The sequence below is a fragment of the Pseudomonas sp. TWI929 genome (assembly GCF_039673335.1).
GTDB lineage: Bacteria > Pseudomonadota > Gammaproteobacteria > Pseudomonadales > Pseudomonadaceae > Aquipseudomonas.
In genome coordinates this window covers 1-17,030 of sequence record NZ_JBDJLK010000042.1, presented here as the reverse complement: position 1 = coordinate 17,030, position 17,030 = coordinate 1, and the positions used below count along the sequence as shown (strand labels likewise).

Below are 17,030 nucleotides of genomic sequence, written 5' to 3'. Positions count from 1 at the left end.
TGAGTTGCAGTGTTACATGTACATCCCGCCGTTGACCGGCACGGTAGCGCCGGTTACGTAGGCTGCACCGTCGGACGCCAGGAACGAAACCACCTTGGCAATTTCGTCGGCCTGGCCCAGGCGGCCCAGCGGAATCTGGGTCTGCAGGGCTTCGCGCTGCGCTTCTGGCAGCTCGCGGGTCATGTCGGTGTCGATGAAGCCCGGGGTCACCGAGTTGACGGTGATGCCACGCGAGCCCACTTCACGCGCCAGGGCGCGGCTGAAGCCTTCCAGGCCCGCCTTGGCGGCCGCGTAGTTGGCCTGGCCAGCGTTGCCCATGGCACCGACGACCGAGCCGATGCTGATGATACGGCCCCAACGGGCCTTGGTCATGCCGCGCAGCACGCCCTTGGACAGACGGTAGAGGCTGTTCAGGTTGGTTTCGATCACGTCGAACCACTCGTCGTCCTTCATGCGCAGCATGAGGTTGTCGCGGGTGATACCGGCGTTGTTGACCAGGATGGCCGGTGCGCCGAACTGCTCGCCGATGGCGGCCAGTACTGCTTCAACCGATTCGGCGCTGGTCACGTTCAGCTCCATGCCGGTGCCGGTGATGCCGTGCTCTTTCAGGGTGGCGGCGATGCGCTCGGCGCCGGACGCCGAAGTGGCGGTGCCGATCACGGTCGCGCCCTGGCGGCCCAGTTCGAGGGCAATGGCCTGGCCAATGCCACGGCTGGCGCCAGTGACCAATGCAACTTTACCTTGCAGGCTCATGCAAGCTTCTCCAAATCAGGCCAGTGCCGCGCGGGTGGCGGCAACGGCGTCAGGGGTGTTGAGGTTGTAGGTGGTCACGCCGTCGGCGCAACGCTTGTTCAGGCCAGCCAGGACTTTGCCCGGGCCGCACTCGACCAGGTTGACCGCGCCGTTTGCAGCCAGCGTCTGTACGCACTCCACCCAGCGTACCGGCTGATACAGCTGTGCCAGCAGGTCGTGCTTGAGGGCATCGAGGTCGGCAGCGACGGCGGCAGTGACGTTCTGCACCACCGGGATCTGCGGGGCCTTCCATTCGATGGCGTTGACGAATTCGGCAAAGCGCTCGGCGGCCGGCTTCATCAGGGCGCAGTGCGACGGCACGCTGACCGCCAGCGGCAGGGCGCGCTTGGCACCCTTGGCCTTGCATAGCTCCATGGCGCGGTCTACCGCAGCCTTGTTGCCGGCGATTACCACCTGGCCTGGCGAGTTGAAGTTGACGGCGCTGACCACCTGGTCTTCAGCCGCTTCGGCGCAAATCTCAACGACTACAGCGTCGTCCAGGCCGAGAATGGCAGCCATGGCGCCATGACCTGCCGGCACCGCCTCCTGCATCAGCTGACCACGGCGCTCGACCAGGCGAACGGCGTCCTTCAGGCTGATGCTACCCGCGGCAACCAGGGCGCTGTATTCACCCAGGCTGTGACCGGAAACGAAGGCCGGCTTGGCGCCGCCCTCCTCCAGCCACAGGCGCCACAGCGCGATGGACGCGGTGAGGATGGCCGGCTGGGTCTTGTCGGTCTGGTTGAGTTGTTCTTCCGGGCCTTCCTGAACCAGCTTCCACAGGTCGTAACCGAGCGCTGCGGAGGCTTCCTTGAAGGTTTCGATGATCACTGGCTTCTCAGCGCCGAGCTCGGCGAGCATGCCCAGCGACTGGGAACCTTGACCGGGAAAGACGAATGCGAGAGATGCAGACATTGAACAAGCCCTTATGATCTTGTCGTCGGATAGGGTGCACCGGGCTTTGGGCCAGGCGCGGAATCTGAAAGTTTGGATGAAGACGGAACCTAAGCGGTCACATTTAAGCACTTCATCGGCGATATGCCTAAGTTCTTTGTTTGCCTGTACCGGCCCTATCGCCGGCACAAGCTAAAGCAACAGGTCCTCCAACCGCCCATGCAAACGCTGCGGCAGGTTTTCCTGGATCTCGATCAACGCCCGCTGTATGGCACTCTGGAAGCCCTGCACCCCCGCCGAGCCATGGCTCTTGATGACGATGCCCTGCAACCCCAGAAAGCTCGCCCCGTTGTGCCGAGCCGGCGCCAGGTCGGCCTGCAGGCGCTTGAGCAACGGCATGGCCAGCGCCCCGGCAGCCCGCGACAACACGCCACCCTTGAACAACTGCTCGATGCGCGCACCGATCATGGTCGCCAGGCCTTCGCTGGACTTGAGCAGGATATTGCCGACAAACCCGTCGCACACCACCACGTCGGCCTCACCACGGTACAACCCGTCACCCTCGACGAAGCCGATGTAATTGAGCCCACGGGCATTCTGCAACAGGCTGGCAGCCAGCTTGACCTGCTGGTTACCCTTGATGTCCTCGGTACCGATGTTCAGCAACGCCACGCGCGGCCGATGCACGCCCAAAGCCTGGGTAGCCACCGAGCCCATCACGGCGAACTGGTAGAGGTTTTCGGCACTGCAATCGACATTCGCGCCCAGGTCGAGCAGCTGGCAGTAGCCGGCCTGGGTCGGGATCGCCGCCACCATGGCTGGCCGGTCGATACCGGGCAGAGTCTTGAGCACAAAGCGGGACAGCGCCATCAGCGCCCCGGTGTTGCCGGCACTGACGCAGGCCTGGGCCTTGCCGTCGCGCACCAGTTCGAGGGCGATGCGCATCGACGAGTCCGGCTTGCCGCGCAACGCCTGGGATGGCCGCTCATCCATGCCAACCACCTCACTGGCGGCGACAATCTGCAGGCGCGCGCGATCCGCAGCCGCAAGGCCGCTGACAAGATCTTCCAGGAGGGAGGGTTGACCGACGAGGGTCAGGTGCAGCGAGGGGGTAGCGGAAAGGCAGGCAATGCTAGCCTGAACAATGCTGCGGGGACCGAAGTCCCCGCCCATTGCGTCGATCGCGATGATCTGAGCGGACAAGGATTACTCGTCAGCGCCCTTGTCGACCACTTTGCGACCACGGTATACGCCTTCTGGCGAAACGTGGTGACGCAGGTGTACTTCACCGGTGGTTTTCTCTACCGACAGCGCGTTTTCCGACAGGGCGTCGTGCGAACGGCGCATGTCACGGGCAGAGCGGGATTTTTTGTTCTGCTGAACAGCCATAATTGATTAACTCCTAAACGTTTGGGTCACGCTTTAACTGCGCCAAAACACTGAACGGGTTGGACCGCGATACCTCGTCCTTGCTCGAATCGGGCTCGTCTGCGCCCGCCGGCTGCTGGCATTCTTCCGGATGATGAGCAGGCACAATTGGCAAGGCGAGCAAAAGCTCCTCCTCGATCAATGCCTGCAGATCCAAAGGATCTTCGCCCAGTTCCAGCACGTCATAGCCTTTCGGCAACGACTGGGTATTCGCACCCTCCTTCACCACGGCGTAAGTACATTCGCTGTGGATCGGCAGGGTGACCAGCTCAAGACAACGCTGGCAAACCATCTTGACCTCGACGTCAAGCTCGCTGTGGACAACCACCACGTGCTGTTCATCTCGTTCAAAATCGAACTTCGCCTGCACCGTACCGACATTGTCGGAAAGCGGGTCGCAGAGTCTTTCCAAATCAGCGAGTTGCAGCGAACCGTTAAGGGTTACGCCACGATCGGCTAATTTGCGCGGGTCAACGTGAGGTGGAATCGGGTCATTCAACATAGGCGCAGCATTCTAGGGATGCCCCCCGCCCCTGTCAAAGGAAATTAGGCGGCATCGTGCGTGATAGAATTTGTTCAACTGATTCAGGAGTCTACCATGCTTCCTCTGCTACTGGCTTCCAGCTCTACCTATCGCCGCGAACTGCTCGCACGCCTGCGCCTGCCCTTCACCTGGGCAAGCCCCGACATAGACGAGCGGCGCCTGGATGACGAACCGGCCGTGGAGCTGGTGCGACGGCTGGCAAGGCAAAAGGCCGAGGCCCTGGCAAGCAGCCACCCCGGGCACCTGATCATCGGTTCGGACCAGGTTGCCGTGCTGGGCGAACAGGTGCTGGGCAAGCCGCATTCGTTCGAACGAGCCTGTGAGCAGCTGCTGGAGTGCAGCGGCCAACAGGTGAGCTTCCTGACCGGGCTGGCACTGCTGAACAGCGCCACCGGGCAGTGCCAGGTGGATTGCGTGCCGTTTACCGTGACCATGCGCGAGCTGAGCCGGGAGCGGGTGGAGCGCTATGTGACGGCGGAGCAGCCGCTGGATTGCGCCGGCAGCTTCAAGGCGGAGGGGCTGGGGGTGAGTTTGTTCCAGAGCACCCATGGCTGCGATGCCACCAGCCTGATCGGGCTGCCGCTGATTCGGCTGGTGGATATGCTGACCAAGGAAGGGGTGGTTATTCCATAGCTCGGCTCGAGATCTTCGGCGCAGGTGAGATCGAGCGCCGCGCGGGCGGCGCTCGATCTCACAAACACCACAAATTGCGTGACGAACCTCAGCGCAACTGTGGCCCCTGGAACCCCATCCACATCGCCAGGTGCTCAGCCACGCTGGCCCCCACGCGCTTGGAGAAGCGGTCGAACGGCGATTCCTGCACGGTGAAGTCCACCAACTCCTTCTCGCCTACAATCTCGCGCGCCACGTAGCTGGCACTGCCCAGCCCATCCACCAGGCCCAGCGCCTTGGCCTGCTCACCCGACCACACCAGGCCGCTGAACAGCTCTGGGTGTTCCTTGTCCTTCAGGCGCTCTCCCCGCCCCTGCTTGACCATGGCAATGAACTGCTGGTGCGTGGTGTTCAGCACACCCTGCCAGAACTCGGTCTCTTCCGGCTTTTGCGGCGAGAACGGGTCCAGGAAGGCCTTGTGCTCGCCGGCGGTGTAGGTACGCCGCTCCACCCCCAGCTTCTCCATGGTGCCAACAAAGCCGTAACCGGCCGCCGTCACACCAATCGAACCCACCAGGCTGGCCTTGTCGGCATAGATCTCGTCCGCCGCGCTGGCGATGTAGTAAGCCCCGGAAGCACCGAGGTCGGCGATCACCGCGTACAGCTTGATGGCCGGGTATTCGGCACGCAGACGGCGGATTTCGTCATACACGTACCCCGACTGCACCGGGCTGCCACCCGGGCTGTTGATGCGCATCACCACAGCCTTGGTCTTACTGTCCTTGAACGCGTCGCGCAGGCTCTTGACGATATTGTCGGCGCTGGCAGCCTCCTGGTCGGCAATCACCCCGCGCACCTCGACCAGCGCGGTATGGCTGGCACTGCGCGATGCCGCCTTGTCCATATCCATCAGTGGCGAGAACAACGCCAGGATGCCGAACAGGTAGACGAAGGTCAGCAGCTTGAAGAAAATCCCCCAGCGCCGCGACCGGCGCTGCTCCTGCACGCTCGCCAGCAAGGTCTTTTCCAGCAGCTTCCAGCTCTTGCGTTCTTCACGCTCCTCGGGCTCGGCCTCAGGGGCTTTCCATTCGTCTGCCATGCTTACCTACCTTGGAAGTGAAATTGCAGAACCGCCCAGCCACTCGCGCAACTGGGCAAAGTGATCGATGCATACCTGCGGGCCGAATTCGGCCAGCGCCTGCAGCGACATGGCGCCATAGCCCACAGCCACCGAATGCATGCCGGCATTACTGGCCATCTGCAAGTCGAATGCCGAATCGCCGACCATCAGCGCACGCCCTGGTTCGACACCGCAATGGCCGAGGATTTCCTCGAGCATCAGCGGATGCGGCTTGCCACGGGTCTCGTCAGCGGCACGAGTGATGTCGAAGAACTGCTCCCAGCCATTGGCCTTGAGCACCCGGTCCAGCCCGCGGCGAGCCTTGCCGGTGGCCACCGCCAGGCGATAACCCTCGGCACGGAAGGCATCCAGCGACTCGACCACACCGTCAAACAGCGGCGAGGGCTGCTGATCCAGCTCCATGTAGATATCGGCGTAGTGCTGGCGGAAGCTTTCGACCTGCGCAGGCGCCAGGTGCGGGTACAGGGTATGGATCGCTTCACCCAGAGCCAGGCCGATGATGCCCTTAACCGCGTCGTCGCTGCTTTGCGCTTCACCAGCACGCTCGGCGGCAGCGTTCATGGCCTCGACGATACGCCCGATGGAATCGGCCAGGGTGCCGTCCCAGTCGAAGATCAGTAGCTCATAGCCTTTTTTCATAGGTCAGGACGCACTCAAACGTTCAACGGTTTTCGCCCAGACTTCATCCACAGGCGCTTCGAGCTTCAGCTCACCACCGTCCGGCAGCGGCACGGTCAGCGCATAGGCATGCAGGAACAGGCGCTTGCCACCCAGCTCACGAATTTCGCGGCTGAAGTCTTCGTCGCCGTACTTGCTGTCGCCGGCAATCATGTGCCCGGCATGCAGGGTGTGCACGCGGATCTGGTGGGTACGGCCGGTGATCGGGCGCGCCTCGACAATGGTGGCGAACTCGCCAAAGCGGCGCAGCACGCGGAACAGGGTCAGCGCCTCCTTGCCCTCGTCGTTCACTTCGACCATGCGCTCACCAGAGCGCAGGTTGCTCTTGAGCAGTGGCGCGTTGACCTGCTTCTTCGAGGTTGGCCAGTGCCCACGCACCAACGCCATGTAGCGTTTGTCGACGCCATCACCGCGCAGGGCGGCGTGCAGGTGGCGCAGCATGCTGCGCTTCTTGGCGATCATCAGCAGGCCGGAGGTGTCGCGGTCCAGGCGGTGCACCAGCTCCAGTTCCTTGGCGTCCGGGCGCAGCTGGCGCAACGCCTCGATCACGCCAAAGCTCAGGCCACTACCGCCATGCACGGCGATGCCGGCTGGCTTGTTCATCACGATCAGCGCCTTGTCTTCATAGACAATGGCGGCCTCAAGGCGCTGCAGCAGGCCCTGGGCCACCGGTGCCGGCTCGTCACGCTCCGGCAGGCGGACGGGCGGTACCCGCACGATGTCGCCGGCCTGGATCTTGTATTCCGGCTTCACGCGGCCCTTGTTGACCCGTACCTCACCCTTGCGCAGGATGCGGTAGACCAAGGTCTTGGGCACGCCCTTGAGCGCCGTGATAAGGAAATTGTCGATGCGTTGGCCGGCAAGCTCCGGCGCGACTTCGATCAGCTGAACGCCGGAAGTCGGAGGGGTATTGGTCGTCATGGCGGGAATCATAACAATTTTTTATGGAATTGAAGCACTTAATCATTGCTGCTATAGTCGCGAACGCCGCCAAAAGCGGCAGGCCAGTGAAACCAGGCCCTTGGCCGGTTCATGACCTACGCAATTCTCCAGGACGCGAGGCCGTCCTACGGGGTTTTCGCCAGTTTACCGAATTGCCTGGAATCGCCACCAGCGCTGTGTAGAGAAGACCGAAAAAAAACGACAAGTGTGGTTTTTCACCTGCTTACCCGATTCTTTTCGCTGCACCTCTGCCCGCCCCGTCGCTTCCACGCAACGCAAGGCGAATACTTCGGAAATACCTGCCTTGGATATGTAATGGCGTCAGCTTCCCATTTGAAGCTGGCGAAAAATGCAACCCGTTGCGGATTCAGCGCGCGGCAGCACCCGAATTATCAGGGATACGTGCAGGGTGGAGATGCACAGCCCTCGGACCGTGTAGCACCGCGTCCGGCCACCAGCCCACTGAACGGCTGGCGAGCGGATAAGGTCCTGAACAGATGCCCCCGGGCGTCCACGGCTGAAGGTTGATTCCTCCTCCTGACTGAGTGCACAAGGCCCGCTTGGTTGATTCGGATACCCATTCGAAGCCACCGGGGCCTTGTTGGCACCGCAGCAAACAGGACGCGTCGTCGCGACAACGGCAGGCTGGGTGACCGGCTGGTGCCGAACGTTGCTCGACACGGGGGTGGCCCGGCCACCCTTTGCGCACCTTGGCACCGACCATGAGACGTCGTGTGTGCCGAACGCCGTTTCCGGCAGCCCGGAAACCGACGGTACAACATGAAAAGAATGCTGATTAACGCGACTCAACCCGAAGAGTTGCGTGTAGCCCTGGTGGACGGCCAACGTCTCTACGACCTGGATATCGAGTCCGGCGCGCGTGAGCAGAAGAAGGCCAACATCTACAAAGGCAAGATCACCCGCATCGAACCCAGCCTCGAAGCCGCCTTCGTCGACTTCGGTTCCGAACGTCACGGCTTCCTGCCGCTGAAAGAAATCTCCCGCGAATACTTCAAGAAAGCCCCTGAAGGCCGGGTCAACATCAAGGAAGTGCTCAGCGAAGGCCAGGAAGTCATCGTCCAGGTCGAGAAGGAAGAGCGCGGCAACAAAGGCGCCGCCCTCACCACCTTCATCAGCCTGGCCGGCCGCTACCTGGTACTGATGCCGAACAACCCGCGTGCCGGTGGCATCTCCCGCCGCATCGAAGGCGAAGAGCGCAACGAACTGCGCGAAGCCCTGAACGGCCTGACCGTGCCGGGTGACATGGGCCTGATCGTGCGCACTGCCGGCCTGGGCCGCAGCAGCGAAGAAATGCAGTGGGACCTCGACTACCTGCTGCAACTGTGGACCGCCATCAAGGAAGCGTCCCTGGACCGCGCCGCGCCATTCCTGATCTACCAGGAAAGCAACGTCATCATCCGCGCCATCCGCGACTACCTGCGCCAGGACATTGGCGAAGTGCTGATCGACAGCATCGATGCCCAGGAAGAAGCCCTGACCTTCATCCGCCAGGTGATGCCGCAGTACGCCAGCAAGGTCAAGTTGTACGAAGACAGCGTGCCGCTGTTCAACCGTTTCCAGATCGAAAGCCAGATCGAAACCGCCTTCCAGCGCGTGGTCGACCTGCCGTCCGGCGGCTCGATCGTGATCGACCCGACTGAAGCCCTGGTGTCCATCGACATCAACTCGGCACGCGCCACCAAAGGCAGCGACATCGAAGAAACCGCCCTGCAGACCAACCTGGAAGCGGCCGAGGAAATCGCCCGCCAGCTGCGCCTGCGTGACATCGGCGGCCTGATCGTCATCGACTTCATCGACATGACCCCGGCGAAGAACCAGCGCGCCGTGGAAGAACGTGTGCGTGAATGCCTGGAAGCCGACCGCGCCCGCGTGCAGGTTGGCCGCATCTCGCGTTTCGGCCTGCTGGAAATGTCCCGTCAGCGCCTGCGCCCGTCGCTGGGTGAAAGCAGCGGCATCGTCTGCCCACGCTGCTCGGGCACCGGCATCATCCGTGATGTCGAGTCGCTGTCGCTGGCCATCCTGCGCCTGATCGAAGAAGAAGCCCTGAAGGACCGCACCGCCGAAGTACGTGCCCAGGTGCCGATCCCGGTGGCCGCGTTCCTGCTCAACGAGAAGCGCAACTCGATCACCAAGATCGAACTGCGTACCCGTGCACGCATCATCATCCTGCCGAACGATCACCTGGAAACCCCGCACTTCGAAGTCCAGCGCCTGCGCGACGACAACCCGGAAGTGCTGAACAACCAGTCCAGCTACGAAATCGCCGCCGCCGAAGCCGAAGAAGCACCGCAGCCAACCGCCACCCGCACTCTGGTTCGCCAGGAGGCTGCGGTCAAGACCGCCCCGGCTCGCGCCAATGCACCGGTACCGGCCGCCGAAGAAGAGCCGCAGCCTGCCGCGCCAGTCGCCCCTGCCCCGAGCGCCCCGGAGCCAAGCCTGTTCAAGGGCTTGGTGAAGTCGCTGGTCAGCCTGTTCGCCGGCAAGGAAGAACCTGTTGCCGCTCCAGTCGTCACCGCCGCCGAGAAACCGGCCGCCGAGCGCAGCCCGCGTAACGAAGAGCGCCGCACCGGTCGCCAGCAAAGCCGCAACCGCAACGGCCGCCGCGACGAAGATCGCAAGCCGCGCGAAGAGCGTGCCGAGCGCGCCCCACGCGAAGAGCGCCAGCCACGCGAGGAACGCGCACCGCGCGAAGAGCGTGCGCCACGTGAAGAACGTGCACCACGCGAAGAGCGTGCACCGCGTGAAGAACGTGCACCACGCCAGCCACGCGAAGACCGCCGCGGCAACCGAGGCGAAGAGCGCGTGCGCGAACTGCGCGAGCCGCTGGACGCCACCCCACCCGCCGAACGCGAAGAGCGCCAGCCACGCGAAGAGCGCGTAGCCCGTGAAGAGCGTGCACCGCGCGAAGAACGTGCTCCACGCGAAGAGCGTGCTCCACGTGAAGAGCGCGCCCCTCGTGAAGAGCGTGCGCCACGCGAAGAACGCGCCCCTCGTGAAGAGCGTGCGCCACGCGAAGAACGTGCCCCTCGTGAAGAGCGCGCTCCACGCGAAGAACGCGCCCCTCGTGAAGAGCGTGCCCCACGCCCACCACGCGAAGAGCGTCAGCCACGCGCTGCTGAAGAAGCGGCCGAACAGGCTGCCGAGCTGGCCGAAGAGCAACTGCCGAACGAAGAGCTGCTGCAGGACGAGCAGGAAGGCGCCGATGGCGAGCGTCCGCGCCGCCGTTCGCGTGGCCAGCGTCGCCGCAGCAACCGTCGTGAGCGCCAGCGCAACGCCAATGGCGAGTTGATCGACGGCGAAGAAGAAGGCAGCGAAGAGCAGCCACAACAGCACCAGGCCACCGAGCTGGGTGCCGAACTGGCCGCTGGCCTGGCCGTGACTGCTGCCGTCGCCAGCAGCAACATCAGCGCCGACGCCGAAGCCCAGGCCAACCAGCAGGCCGAGTTGGCTACCGCCGAAGTTGCTGCAGTTGCAGTAACCGACAACAGTGAAGCCGCCCAGCCGGTTGAGCAGGTCGAAGCCGTCGCCAAGGCTGAAGAAGTTGCCGTGGCCCCAGTGGTCGAGCAGCCGGTCAGCGAGCCTGTGGCTGTGGTCGAGGCAACTGCCGAGCCTGTGGTCGAAGTCGCTGCACAGCCTGTGGTCGAAGAGGCACCTGCTGCCGAACCGGCCGTGATTGCAGAAGCGGTGGTTAGCGAAGCGCCGGTAGCAGCGCCTGCCGTCGAAGCCGGCGAGATCGAACAGGCCCCGGCCGTGGTCGAGGTCGCTGCGGTTGCCGAGCAGCCTGCACCGGTTGTCGAAGCCCAGCCAGAAGTGGTGGCTGAGCCTGCACCCGTGGTGGTCGAGCCCGCACCGGTCGAAGCCCCTGCTGCGGTAGAACCTGCCACTGTCATGCTGGCCAACGGCCGCGCACCGAACGACCCGCGTGAAGTGCGCCGCCGCAAGCGTGAGGCCGAGGCTGCTGCCAAAGCCGCACAGGAAGCTGCCGCTAGCGAGGAGCCAGCCCTGGAAGCCGCCGATGAGCACAAGCCTCATCACGGTTGATAGCCAAGGCTGAATGAAAAAGCCCCGCCAGTGCGAACTGGCGGGGCTTTTTCTTGGCCCATTACTTCAGATCAGCGCCGGTTCCACCCTTTGTAGGAGCGGCTTTAGCCGCGAACACCGGCGCAGCCGGTGCCATCCACCGCGCTGGATTCTTCGCGGGCACGCCCGCCCCCACAGGTAGAGCACCAACTCGAACCCTCAATGTGGCGAGCCACACATACCTCGCAGACCTGCCAGCAGTCACTGCGCCGCTCCGCTGATAGCGTTGAGCTGCATTCGCACTCAATCATTCACCGGAGAAACAAATGAACCATCAACCAGGCATCATGGCGTGCTACTTCCGCTCCTGGCGTGACATCGCAACTGGCAACCCGGACAACAAGGTATCCATGCGCGAACTGCCCGACGAAGTGGACATCGCCTTTGTCTTCCCGGATGGCAACGAACCTGCCGAATACTGGAAACAACTCGAGTCAGATATCATCCCCGCACTGCACCAGAAACAGATCAAGGTAGTCCGCACGGTGGCCATCGATGAACTGATCAAGCCAGGCGCGACAGCAAAGGCTATTTTTCAGCGCTTCTTCAGCTCAACCAATGGCCTGGATGGCCTCGATATCGATATCGAGCACACCCTGAGCGAAAGCGAACGCAAGCAGGCCGAAAGGATTTCACTAGAGCTGAAAGCACTGCTGGGCCAAGGCCGCCTGTTCATCTACGACACCAACGAGAGGGGTGACGTCAACTTGCTTCGCTCGCTGGAGCAGCAACTGGACTACGTGCTTTTCCAGGCATACGGCCAGAGCCCAAGCCGCGTGCAGGGGCATTTTGACCGGATGTTCAAGGATTTTCTTGCCCCATCGAAGTTTCTGGTTGGCTTCTCGTTCTATGAAGAGCGAGGCTATAAATGGGGTGATGTGCGCGATCCGTTTGAAACCAGCACTGCCCACGCCTACGCCAGCTGGCACCCAAGCCAAGGCACCAAGGGCGGAATCTTCTCGTATGCCGTAGACCGTGACGGCGTGAAGGAAGGTGATGATGCGTTGCAGCCCACTACCTTCGAGTGGACCCGTAAATTGAAGAAGCTGCTGTAACAGTTGGAGGGTATGGCACCGGCCACGCCGGTGTTCGCGGCTAAAGCCGCTCCTACAGGTACCGCGCAAAACCGAAACCTGCGCGGTAGATGTAGGAGCGGCTTTAGCCGCGAAAGGGACGGTACAGGCAATGAATCAGTACAGGTTCGGCTCCATTTCCAGCTCAACCCCAAACCGCTCTAGGATATCCGCCTGGATCTGCCGCGCCAGCGCATGCATCTGTGCACCGCTCGCCTGGCCATAGTTGACCAGCACCAGCGACTGCAAGCGATGCACACCGGCATCACCTTCGCGATGGCCTTTCCAGCCCGCCTGCTCGATCAACCAGCCCGCCGCCAGCTTCACCTGGCCATCGGCCTGGGGATATGCAACCACGCCCGGATACTGCGCACGGATACACTCGACCTGTTCAGCCGAAACCACCGGGTTCTTGAAGAAGCTCCCGGCATTGCCAAGCTCTGCCGGGTCTGGCAGCTTTTCGCGGCGAATGCTGCAAATTGCCTCGCTGATCGCCTGCGCCGTCGGCTCGGTCACGCCCTGCTCCGCCAGGCGCTGGCGCACCGGGCCGTAGTCCAGGTGCGCCTGCAGGGTGCGGTTCAAGGTAAAGCGCACGCGCAGGATCAACCAGCGCCCAGGGTTGCGCTTGAACAGGCTGTCGCGATAACCAAAGGCACATTCCGCCAAACCGAAGTCACGCAGTGCACCGGTCTCACGGTCCAGGGCGGTGAGGCCGGCGAACACGTCCTTGATCTCTACCCCATAGGCGCCCACGTTCTGCATCGGCGCGGCGCCCACGGTGCCGGGGATCAGGCTGAGGTTCTCCAGCCCGCAGAAGCCTTGAGCCAGCGTCCACTGCACGAACGGGTGCCAAGGTTCACCAGCCTCGGCCTCGATCACGACACGCTCGCCATCGTCGCTGAGCACGCGCCGGCCACGGCTGGCCATGTGCAGCACCCATGCATCGATATCACGGGTCAGCAGCAGGTTGCTGCCGCCGCCGATCACCAGCACCGGCAGGCCACGTTGCTGCGCCTGGCCCAATACCTGGCGCACTTCCTGGTCATCATGCGCCTGGCTGAAATACCGCGCCTTCACGTCGATGCCGAAGGTGTTATAAGGCTTGAGCGATACCTGCTCCTGCCACTGCACTGTCATAGCCGCCCCTTGATTTCCAGTACCAGCGCCTGGCACGCCGCTTCGACCAGGTCGAGCACCTGCTCGAAGCCGTCGGCACCGCCGTAGTACGGGTCTGGCACTTCATCCAGCGCTGCACCATAGCGGCGCAAGAACAGGTCAAGCTCGCCTGCCGCCGTGTGCGGGCGCAAGGCACGCAGATCGCGCAGGTTGCTCTCGTCCATGGCCAGGATCAGGTCGTACTCGGCAAAATGCGCCGCCTTGACCTGCTGGGCGCGCTGCTGCGACAGGTCATACCCACGCGCCAGCGCCGCCTTGCAGGTGCGGCTGTCTGGCGCCTTGCCAACATGCCAGTCGCCGGTGCCGGCAGAAGCCACCTGCACCTTGTCGGCAAGCCCGGCAGCCTGCAATTGCTGGCGCAGCACGCCTTCGGCGGTGGGCGAACGGCAGATGTTGCCCAGGCAGACGAACAGGACGCGCATCAAGCCTCCAGCAAGCGCCTTACGCGCTCCAGGTCTTCAGGGGTATCCACGCCCACGGCGGGCGCCTCGATGGCGTCCTCTACGTGAATGCGCACACCGTGCCACAGGGCACGCAGCTGCTCCAGCGCCTCGGTCTGCTCGAGCCAGCATGGGCCCCAGCTGACGAAGTCCTGCAGGAAACCGACGCGGTAGGCGTACATGCCGATGTGGCGGCGGTAAGGCACACCCGCCGGCAGCTGGTTGCGGTCCTTGGCAAAGGCATCGCGAGCCCAGGGCAGCGGCGCACGGCTGAAGGTCAGGGCCAGGCCGTTGTTGTCGCTGACAACCTTGACCGCATTGGGATTGAACACGGTTTCCGGGTCGAGGATCGGCTCGGCCAGGGTGGCGATACCGGCTTCCGGATGCGCAGCCAGGTTGGCCGCCACCTGGTCGATGATGACTGGCGGGATCAGCGGCTCGTCGCCCTGTACGTTGACCACAATGGCGTCAGCCGGCAGGCCGAGATGCGCAGCCACTTCGGCCAGGCGGTCGGTGCCCGACTCATGGTCGGCACGGGTCATCAGCACTTCGGCACCAAAGGCCTGGCAGGCTTCGAAGATGCTGGCGTCGTCGGTGGCGACCACCACCCGGCCGGCGCCGCTCTTGCGCGCCTGTTCCCACACATGTTGCACCATCGGTTTGCCGGCGATCGGCAACAATGGCTTGCCCGGTAGGCGCGTGGAGCGTAACCGGGCGGGGATGACCACGGTGAAGTTCAGGCTCATTTGTCCAGGCGCTCGTCGTCGCTCAGGGTGCGCGCCTCGCTTTCCAGCATGACCGGGATACCATCGCGGATCGGGTAGGCAAGGCCTGCGCCCTTGCTGATCAACTCGGTCTTGTCGGCGCTGAGCTTGAGCGGGCCCTTGGTGATCGGGCAGGCCAGGATATCGAGCAGTTTGGTGTCCATTGGAGGCTTCCTTTAGGCCAGGTGGCCGGAAATTGAAAACGGGCTCAGGGCTTGCGCAGCAGGCGTTGCAACTGGTTGTCGAACCAGCTGCTGAAAGCCTGTGTGGGCTGCGCCTCGACGGCCAGGTACCACCAGTCGTCGGCGGCGAAGGCCCGGCATTTCACCGCGTCCTTCTCGGTCATGACCAGCGGCAGCGACGGGCTGAAGGCCAGGCTCTGGGCGCTGAACTGCGCATGGTCGGCGAAAGGATGCGGCACCGGCTGCCAGTTTAGCCCCAGCAAGGTATTGAAGAAACGTTGCGGGTTGCCGATACCGGCCACCGCGTGCAGGCGCTGGCCTGCGGGGAAATGGTCGAGCGAGCGGCGCTCGCCGCTGCGCAAGTTGACCAGGGCGGACGGCTGCAGGCAGAAGCCAAAGCCATCGGCACGGTCTGCGCTGGCGCCGTTGAACAGCACCGCGTCGGCACCCTGGAGGCGCTCGGCGGGCTCACGCAGGGGGCCGGCGGGCAGGCAGCGGCCATTGCCCAGGCCACGGGCGGCATCGATCAGCACCAGCTCCAGGTCACGGGCCAGGCGGTAGTGCTGCATGCCGTCGTCACACAGGACCAGGTCGAGCGGTTCGCTGGCCAGCAATGCCTGCACGGCGCGAGAGCGGTCGGGGTCGATCATCAGCGGCACGCCAGTACGCTGCACGATCAGCAGCGGCTCGTCGCCGGCCTGGTCGGCAGCTTGATCAGCCTGCACGCGCCAGGGCAGCTGCGGCGGCTTGGCGCCATAGCCACGGCTGACCACGCCAACCTTCAGCCCCTGCTGGCGGCAGTGCTCGATCAGCCAGAGGATCATCGGTGTCTTGCCGGTGCCACCGACGGTGATGTTGCCTACCACGATGACCGGCACCGGGGCCCGGTAGCTGGCGCTTTCGCCACTGAGAAAACGCGCCCGCTTGCGCGTGACCACGCGGCGGTACAACGCCTCCAGCGGGCGCAGCAGCGCCAGCGCCGGGTGCCCGGTGTACCAGGCGGCGAGCAAACGGTCGGCGAAGGCCATCAAGGCGTGCCCTGGGCCGCCTCGACGGTGGTCATGCGCAACTGGCTGAAACCGAGCTTGCCGGCGGCATCCATTGCGGTGACCACGGCCTGGTGCGGGGTCTTGCCGTCGGCGCTGATGGCCAATGGCAGCTTGTTGTCGCCGCCCGACTCACGCTCGATCGCTTCGCTGAGGGTGGCAAGGTCGCTCTTGGGCAGCAGGTGGTTGTTCACCGAGTACACGCCTTCGGCGCTGATGGTGATTTCCACCAACTTGCCCTCGTCGGCCGGTGCCTGTTCGGCGCTGGCGGCCTCGGGCAGCTCCACGCGCAGCTGGGTTTCGCGGGTGAAGGTGGTGGTGACCACGAAGAACAGCAGCAGGACGAACACCACGTCGATCAGCGACGCCAGGTTGATGTCGACGTTCTCCCGCTGGCGATTGCGCCGGAACTTCACGCCTTGCCTCCGGCCACTTCCACTTCACGGTCGCCCTGCAGCACCTCCACCAGCTTGATCGCCTCCTGCTCCATGCCCACCACCAGCTCATCGATGCGGCGCAGCAGGAAGCGGTGGAAGAACACCGCCGGGATACCGACCATCAGGCCGGCCGCCGTGGTGACCAGGGCCTTGGAGATACCACCGGCCAGCACCGCAGCGTTGGCGGTCATCTGCGAACCCATAAAGGCGCTGAAGATGTCGATCATGCCCAGCACGGTACCCAGCAGGCCCAGCAGCGGAGCCATGGCGGCGATGGTGCCGAGGGTGCTGATGTAGCGCTCCATCTCGTGGATGACACGCGAGGCGGCCTCCTCGATGCACTCTTTCATGATTTCGCGGCCATGGCGCGAGTTGGCCAGGCCTGCGGCAAGGATTTCGCCCAGTGGCGAATCGGCGCGCAGGGCCTTGAGTTTGTCACTGGTCAGTTGCTTGTCCTTGATCCACATCCATACCTGGCCCAGCAGGTGCGGCGGGGTCACGCGACTGGCGCGCAGGGTCCACAGGCGCTCGACGACAATAGCCATGGCAGCGATGGAACTCAGAATGATCGGCAGCATCATCCAACCACCGGACTTGACCAATTCCCACACAGTAAACGCCCCTTCGGAAAAAGGCCGCCACTCTACCATAGGCGCGCCGAGGGCTCATCTGCCGGAGGTCAGGGAATTGGCCGGGCCAGTTTCAAGCTTGGGCTTTGGGGGGCTGGTCTGGCCTCTTCGCGGGTAAACCCGCTCCCACAAGTATTGCACTGAACCTGTG

Annotated in this window: 18 protein-coding genes; 3 read left to right on the top strand and 15 right to left on the bottom strand. The window is 63.6% G+C overall.

The window, feature by feature from the left end; all coding sequences use genetic code 11:
• Positions 1-12: 12 nt before the first annotated feature.
• The 5 genes from fabG to ABE456_RS17435 form a co-directional block, all read right to left on the bottom strand.
• Positions 13-753 carry a 3-oxoacyl-ACP reductase FabG gene (fabG, locus tag ABE456_RS17455; RefSeq protein WP_123083915.1) on the bottom strand — a complete coding sequence of 247 codons (741 nt, stop codon included), beginning with the start codon at positions 751-753 and terminating at the stop codon, positions 13-15.
• Between the two features lie 15 nt (positions 754-768).
• Positions 769-1,707, bottom strand: coding sequence for an ACP S-malonyltransferase (gene fabD, locus ABE456_RS17450; protein WP_346645024.1), 939 nt, complete (start codon positions 1,705-1,707; stop codon positions 769-771).
• Positions 1,708-1,878: 171 nt separating this feature from the next.
• The gene (plsX, locus tag ABE456_RS17445; RefSeq protein WP_346645049.1) at positions 1,879-2,859 is read right to left on the bottom strand and encodes a phosphate acyltransferase PlsX; all 981 of its coding nucleotides are present in this window, start codon (positions 2,857-2,859) and stop codon (positions 1,879-1,881) included.
• A gap of 33 nt (positions 2,860-2,892) precedes the next feature.
• Positions 2,893-3,075, bottom strand: a complete 183-nt coding sequence (rpmF, locus tag ABE456_RS17440) for a 50S ribosomal protein L32 (RefSeq protein ID WP_003247154.1) — start codon at positions 3,073-3,075, stop codon at positions 2,893-2,895.
• Positions 3,076-3,088: 13 nt separating this feature from the next.
• Positions 3,089-3,616, bottom strand: a complete 528-nt coding sequence (locus ABE456_RS17435; protein ID WP_346645023.1) for a YceD family protein — start codon at positions 3,614-3,616, stop codon at positions 3,089-3,091.
• A gap of 96 nt (positions 3,617-3,712) precedes the next feature.
• On the opposite strand from ABE456_RS17435, the gene ABE456_RS17430 reads away from it, so the two are divergent.
• Entirely contained in the window at positions 3,713-4,291 is a 579-nt protein-coding gene (locus tag ABE456_RS17430; protein WP_346645022.1) for a nucleoside triphosphate pyrophosphatase, read from the top strand.
• 88 nt (positions 4,292-4,379) lie between these two features.
• Here ABE456_RS17430 and sppA read toward each other — a convergent pair whose 3' ends face one another.
• Genes sppA through rluC form a run of 3 tightly spaced genes read right to left on the bottom strand, consistent with a single transcriptional unit; the run spans position 4,380 to position 7,010 of the window.
• Positions 4,380-5,369, bottom strand: coding sequence for a signal peptide peptidase SppA (gene sppA / locus ABE456_RS17425; protein ID WP_346645021.1), 990 nt, complete (start codon positions 5,367-5,369; stop codon positions 4,380-4,382).
• A 6-nt stretch (positions 5,370-5,375) separates the two neighbouring features.
• Positions 5,376-6,050: an HAD family hydrolase gene (locus ABE456_RS17420; protein ID WP_346645020.1), complete on the bottom strand. Its 675-nt coding sequence runs from the start codon at positions 6,048-6,050 to the stop codon at positions 5,376-5,378.
• A 3-nt stretch (positions 6,051-6,053) separates the two neighbouring features.
• Positions 6,054-7,010, bottom strand: a complete 957-nt coding sequence (gene rluC, locus ABE456_RS17415; protein WP_103449704.1) for a 23S rRNA pseudouridine(955/2504/2580) synthase RluC — start codon at positions 7,008-7,010, stop codon at positions 6,054-6,056.
• A gap of 801 nt (positions 7,011-7,811) precedes the next feature.
• Between rluC and rne the strand changes: the two genes are divergently transcribed.
• Positions 7,812-11,093 (top strand): ribonuclease E, encoded by a 3,282-nt coding sequence (gene rne / locus ABE456_RS17410; protein WP_346645019.1) that lies wholly within the window; start codon positions 7,812-7,814, stop codon positions 11,091-11,093.
• A 305-nt stretch (positions 11,094-11,398) separates the two neighbouring features.
• Complete coding sequence (locus ABE456_RS17405; protein ID WP_346645018.1) at positions 11,399-12,187, top strand: hypothetical protein; 789 nt, start codon at positions 11,399-11,401, stop codon at positions 12,185-12,187.
• A 135-nt stretch (positions 12,188-12,322) separates the two neighbouring features.
• Here ABE456_RS17405 and murB read toward each other — a convergent pair whose 3' ends face one another.
• From murB to ABE456_RS17370, 7 genes are read right to left on the bottom strand one after another with little or no spacing between them, the layout of a single operon-like run.
• Positions 12,323-13,342, bottom strand: a complete 1,020-nt coding sequence (gene murB, locus ABE456_RS17400) for a UDP-N-acetylmuramate dehydrogenase (RefSeq protein WP_346645017.1) — start codon at positions 13,340-13,342, stop codon at positions 12,323-12,325.
• Positions 13,339-13,803: a low molecular weight protein-tyrosine-phosphatase gene (locus tag ABE456_RS17395; protein WP_346645016.1), complete on the bottom strand. Its 465-nt coding sequence runs from the start codon at positions 13,801-13,803 to the stop codon at positions 13,339-13,341. The genes murB and ABE456_RS17395 overlap by 4 nt, the downstream gene beginning before the upstream one ends.
• Positions 13,803-14,567: a 3-deoxy-manno-octulosonate cytidylyltransferase gene (gene kdsB, locus ABE456_RS17390; RefSeq protein ID WP_346645015.1), complete on the bottom strand. Its 765-nt coding sequence runs from the start codon at positions 14,565-14,567 to the stop codon at positions 13,803-13,805. Before kdsB ends, ABE456_RS17395 begins: the two co-directional genes overlap by 1 nt.
• Positions 14,564-14,749 (bottom strand): Trm112 family protein, encoded by a 186-nt coding sequence (locus tag ABE456_RS17385; RefSeq protein ID WP_045187141.1) that lies wholly within the window; start codon positions 14,747-14,749, stop codon positions 14,564-14,566. The genes kdsB and ABE456_RS17385 overlap by 4 nt, the downstream gene beginning before the upstream one ends.
• 44 nt (positions 14,750-14,793) lie before the next feature.
• Complete coding sequence (gene lpxK / locus ABE456_RS17380) at positions 14,794-15,795, bottom strand: tetraacyldisaccharide 4'-kinase (protein ID WP_346645014.1); 1,002 nt, start codon at positions 15,793-15,795, stop codon at positions 14,794-14,796.
• Positions 15,795-16,229 (bottom strand): biopolymer transporter ExbD, encoded by a 435-nt coding sequence (locus ABE456_RS17375; protein ID WP_346645013.1) that lies wholly within the window; start codon positions 16,227-16,229, stop codon positions 15,795-15,797. Before ABE456_RS17375 ends, lpxK begins: the two co-directional genes overlap by 1 nt.
• Entirely contained in the window at positions 16,226-16,861 is a 636-nt protein-coding gene (locus tag ABE456_RS17370) for a MotA/TolQ/ExbB proton channel family protein (RefSeq protein ID WP_346645012.1), read from the bottom strand. Before ABE456_RS17370 ends, ABE456_RS17375 begins: the two co-directional genes overlap by 4 nt.
• Between the last annotated feature and the right edge of the window lie 169 nt (positions 16,862-17,030).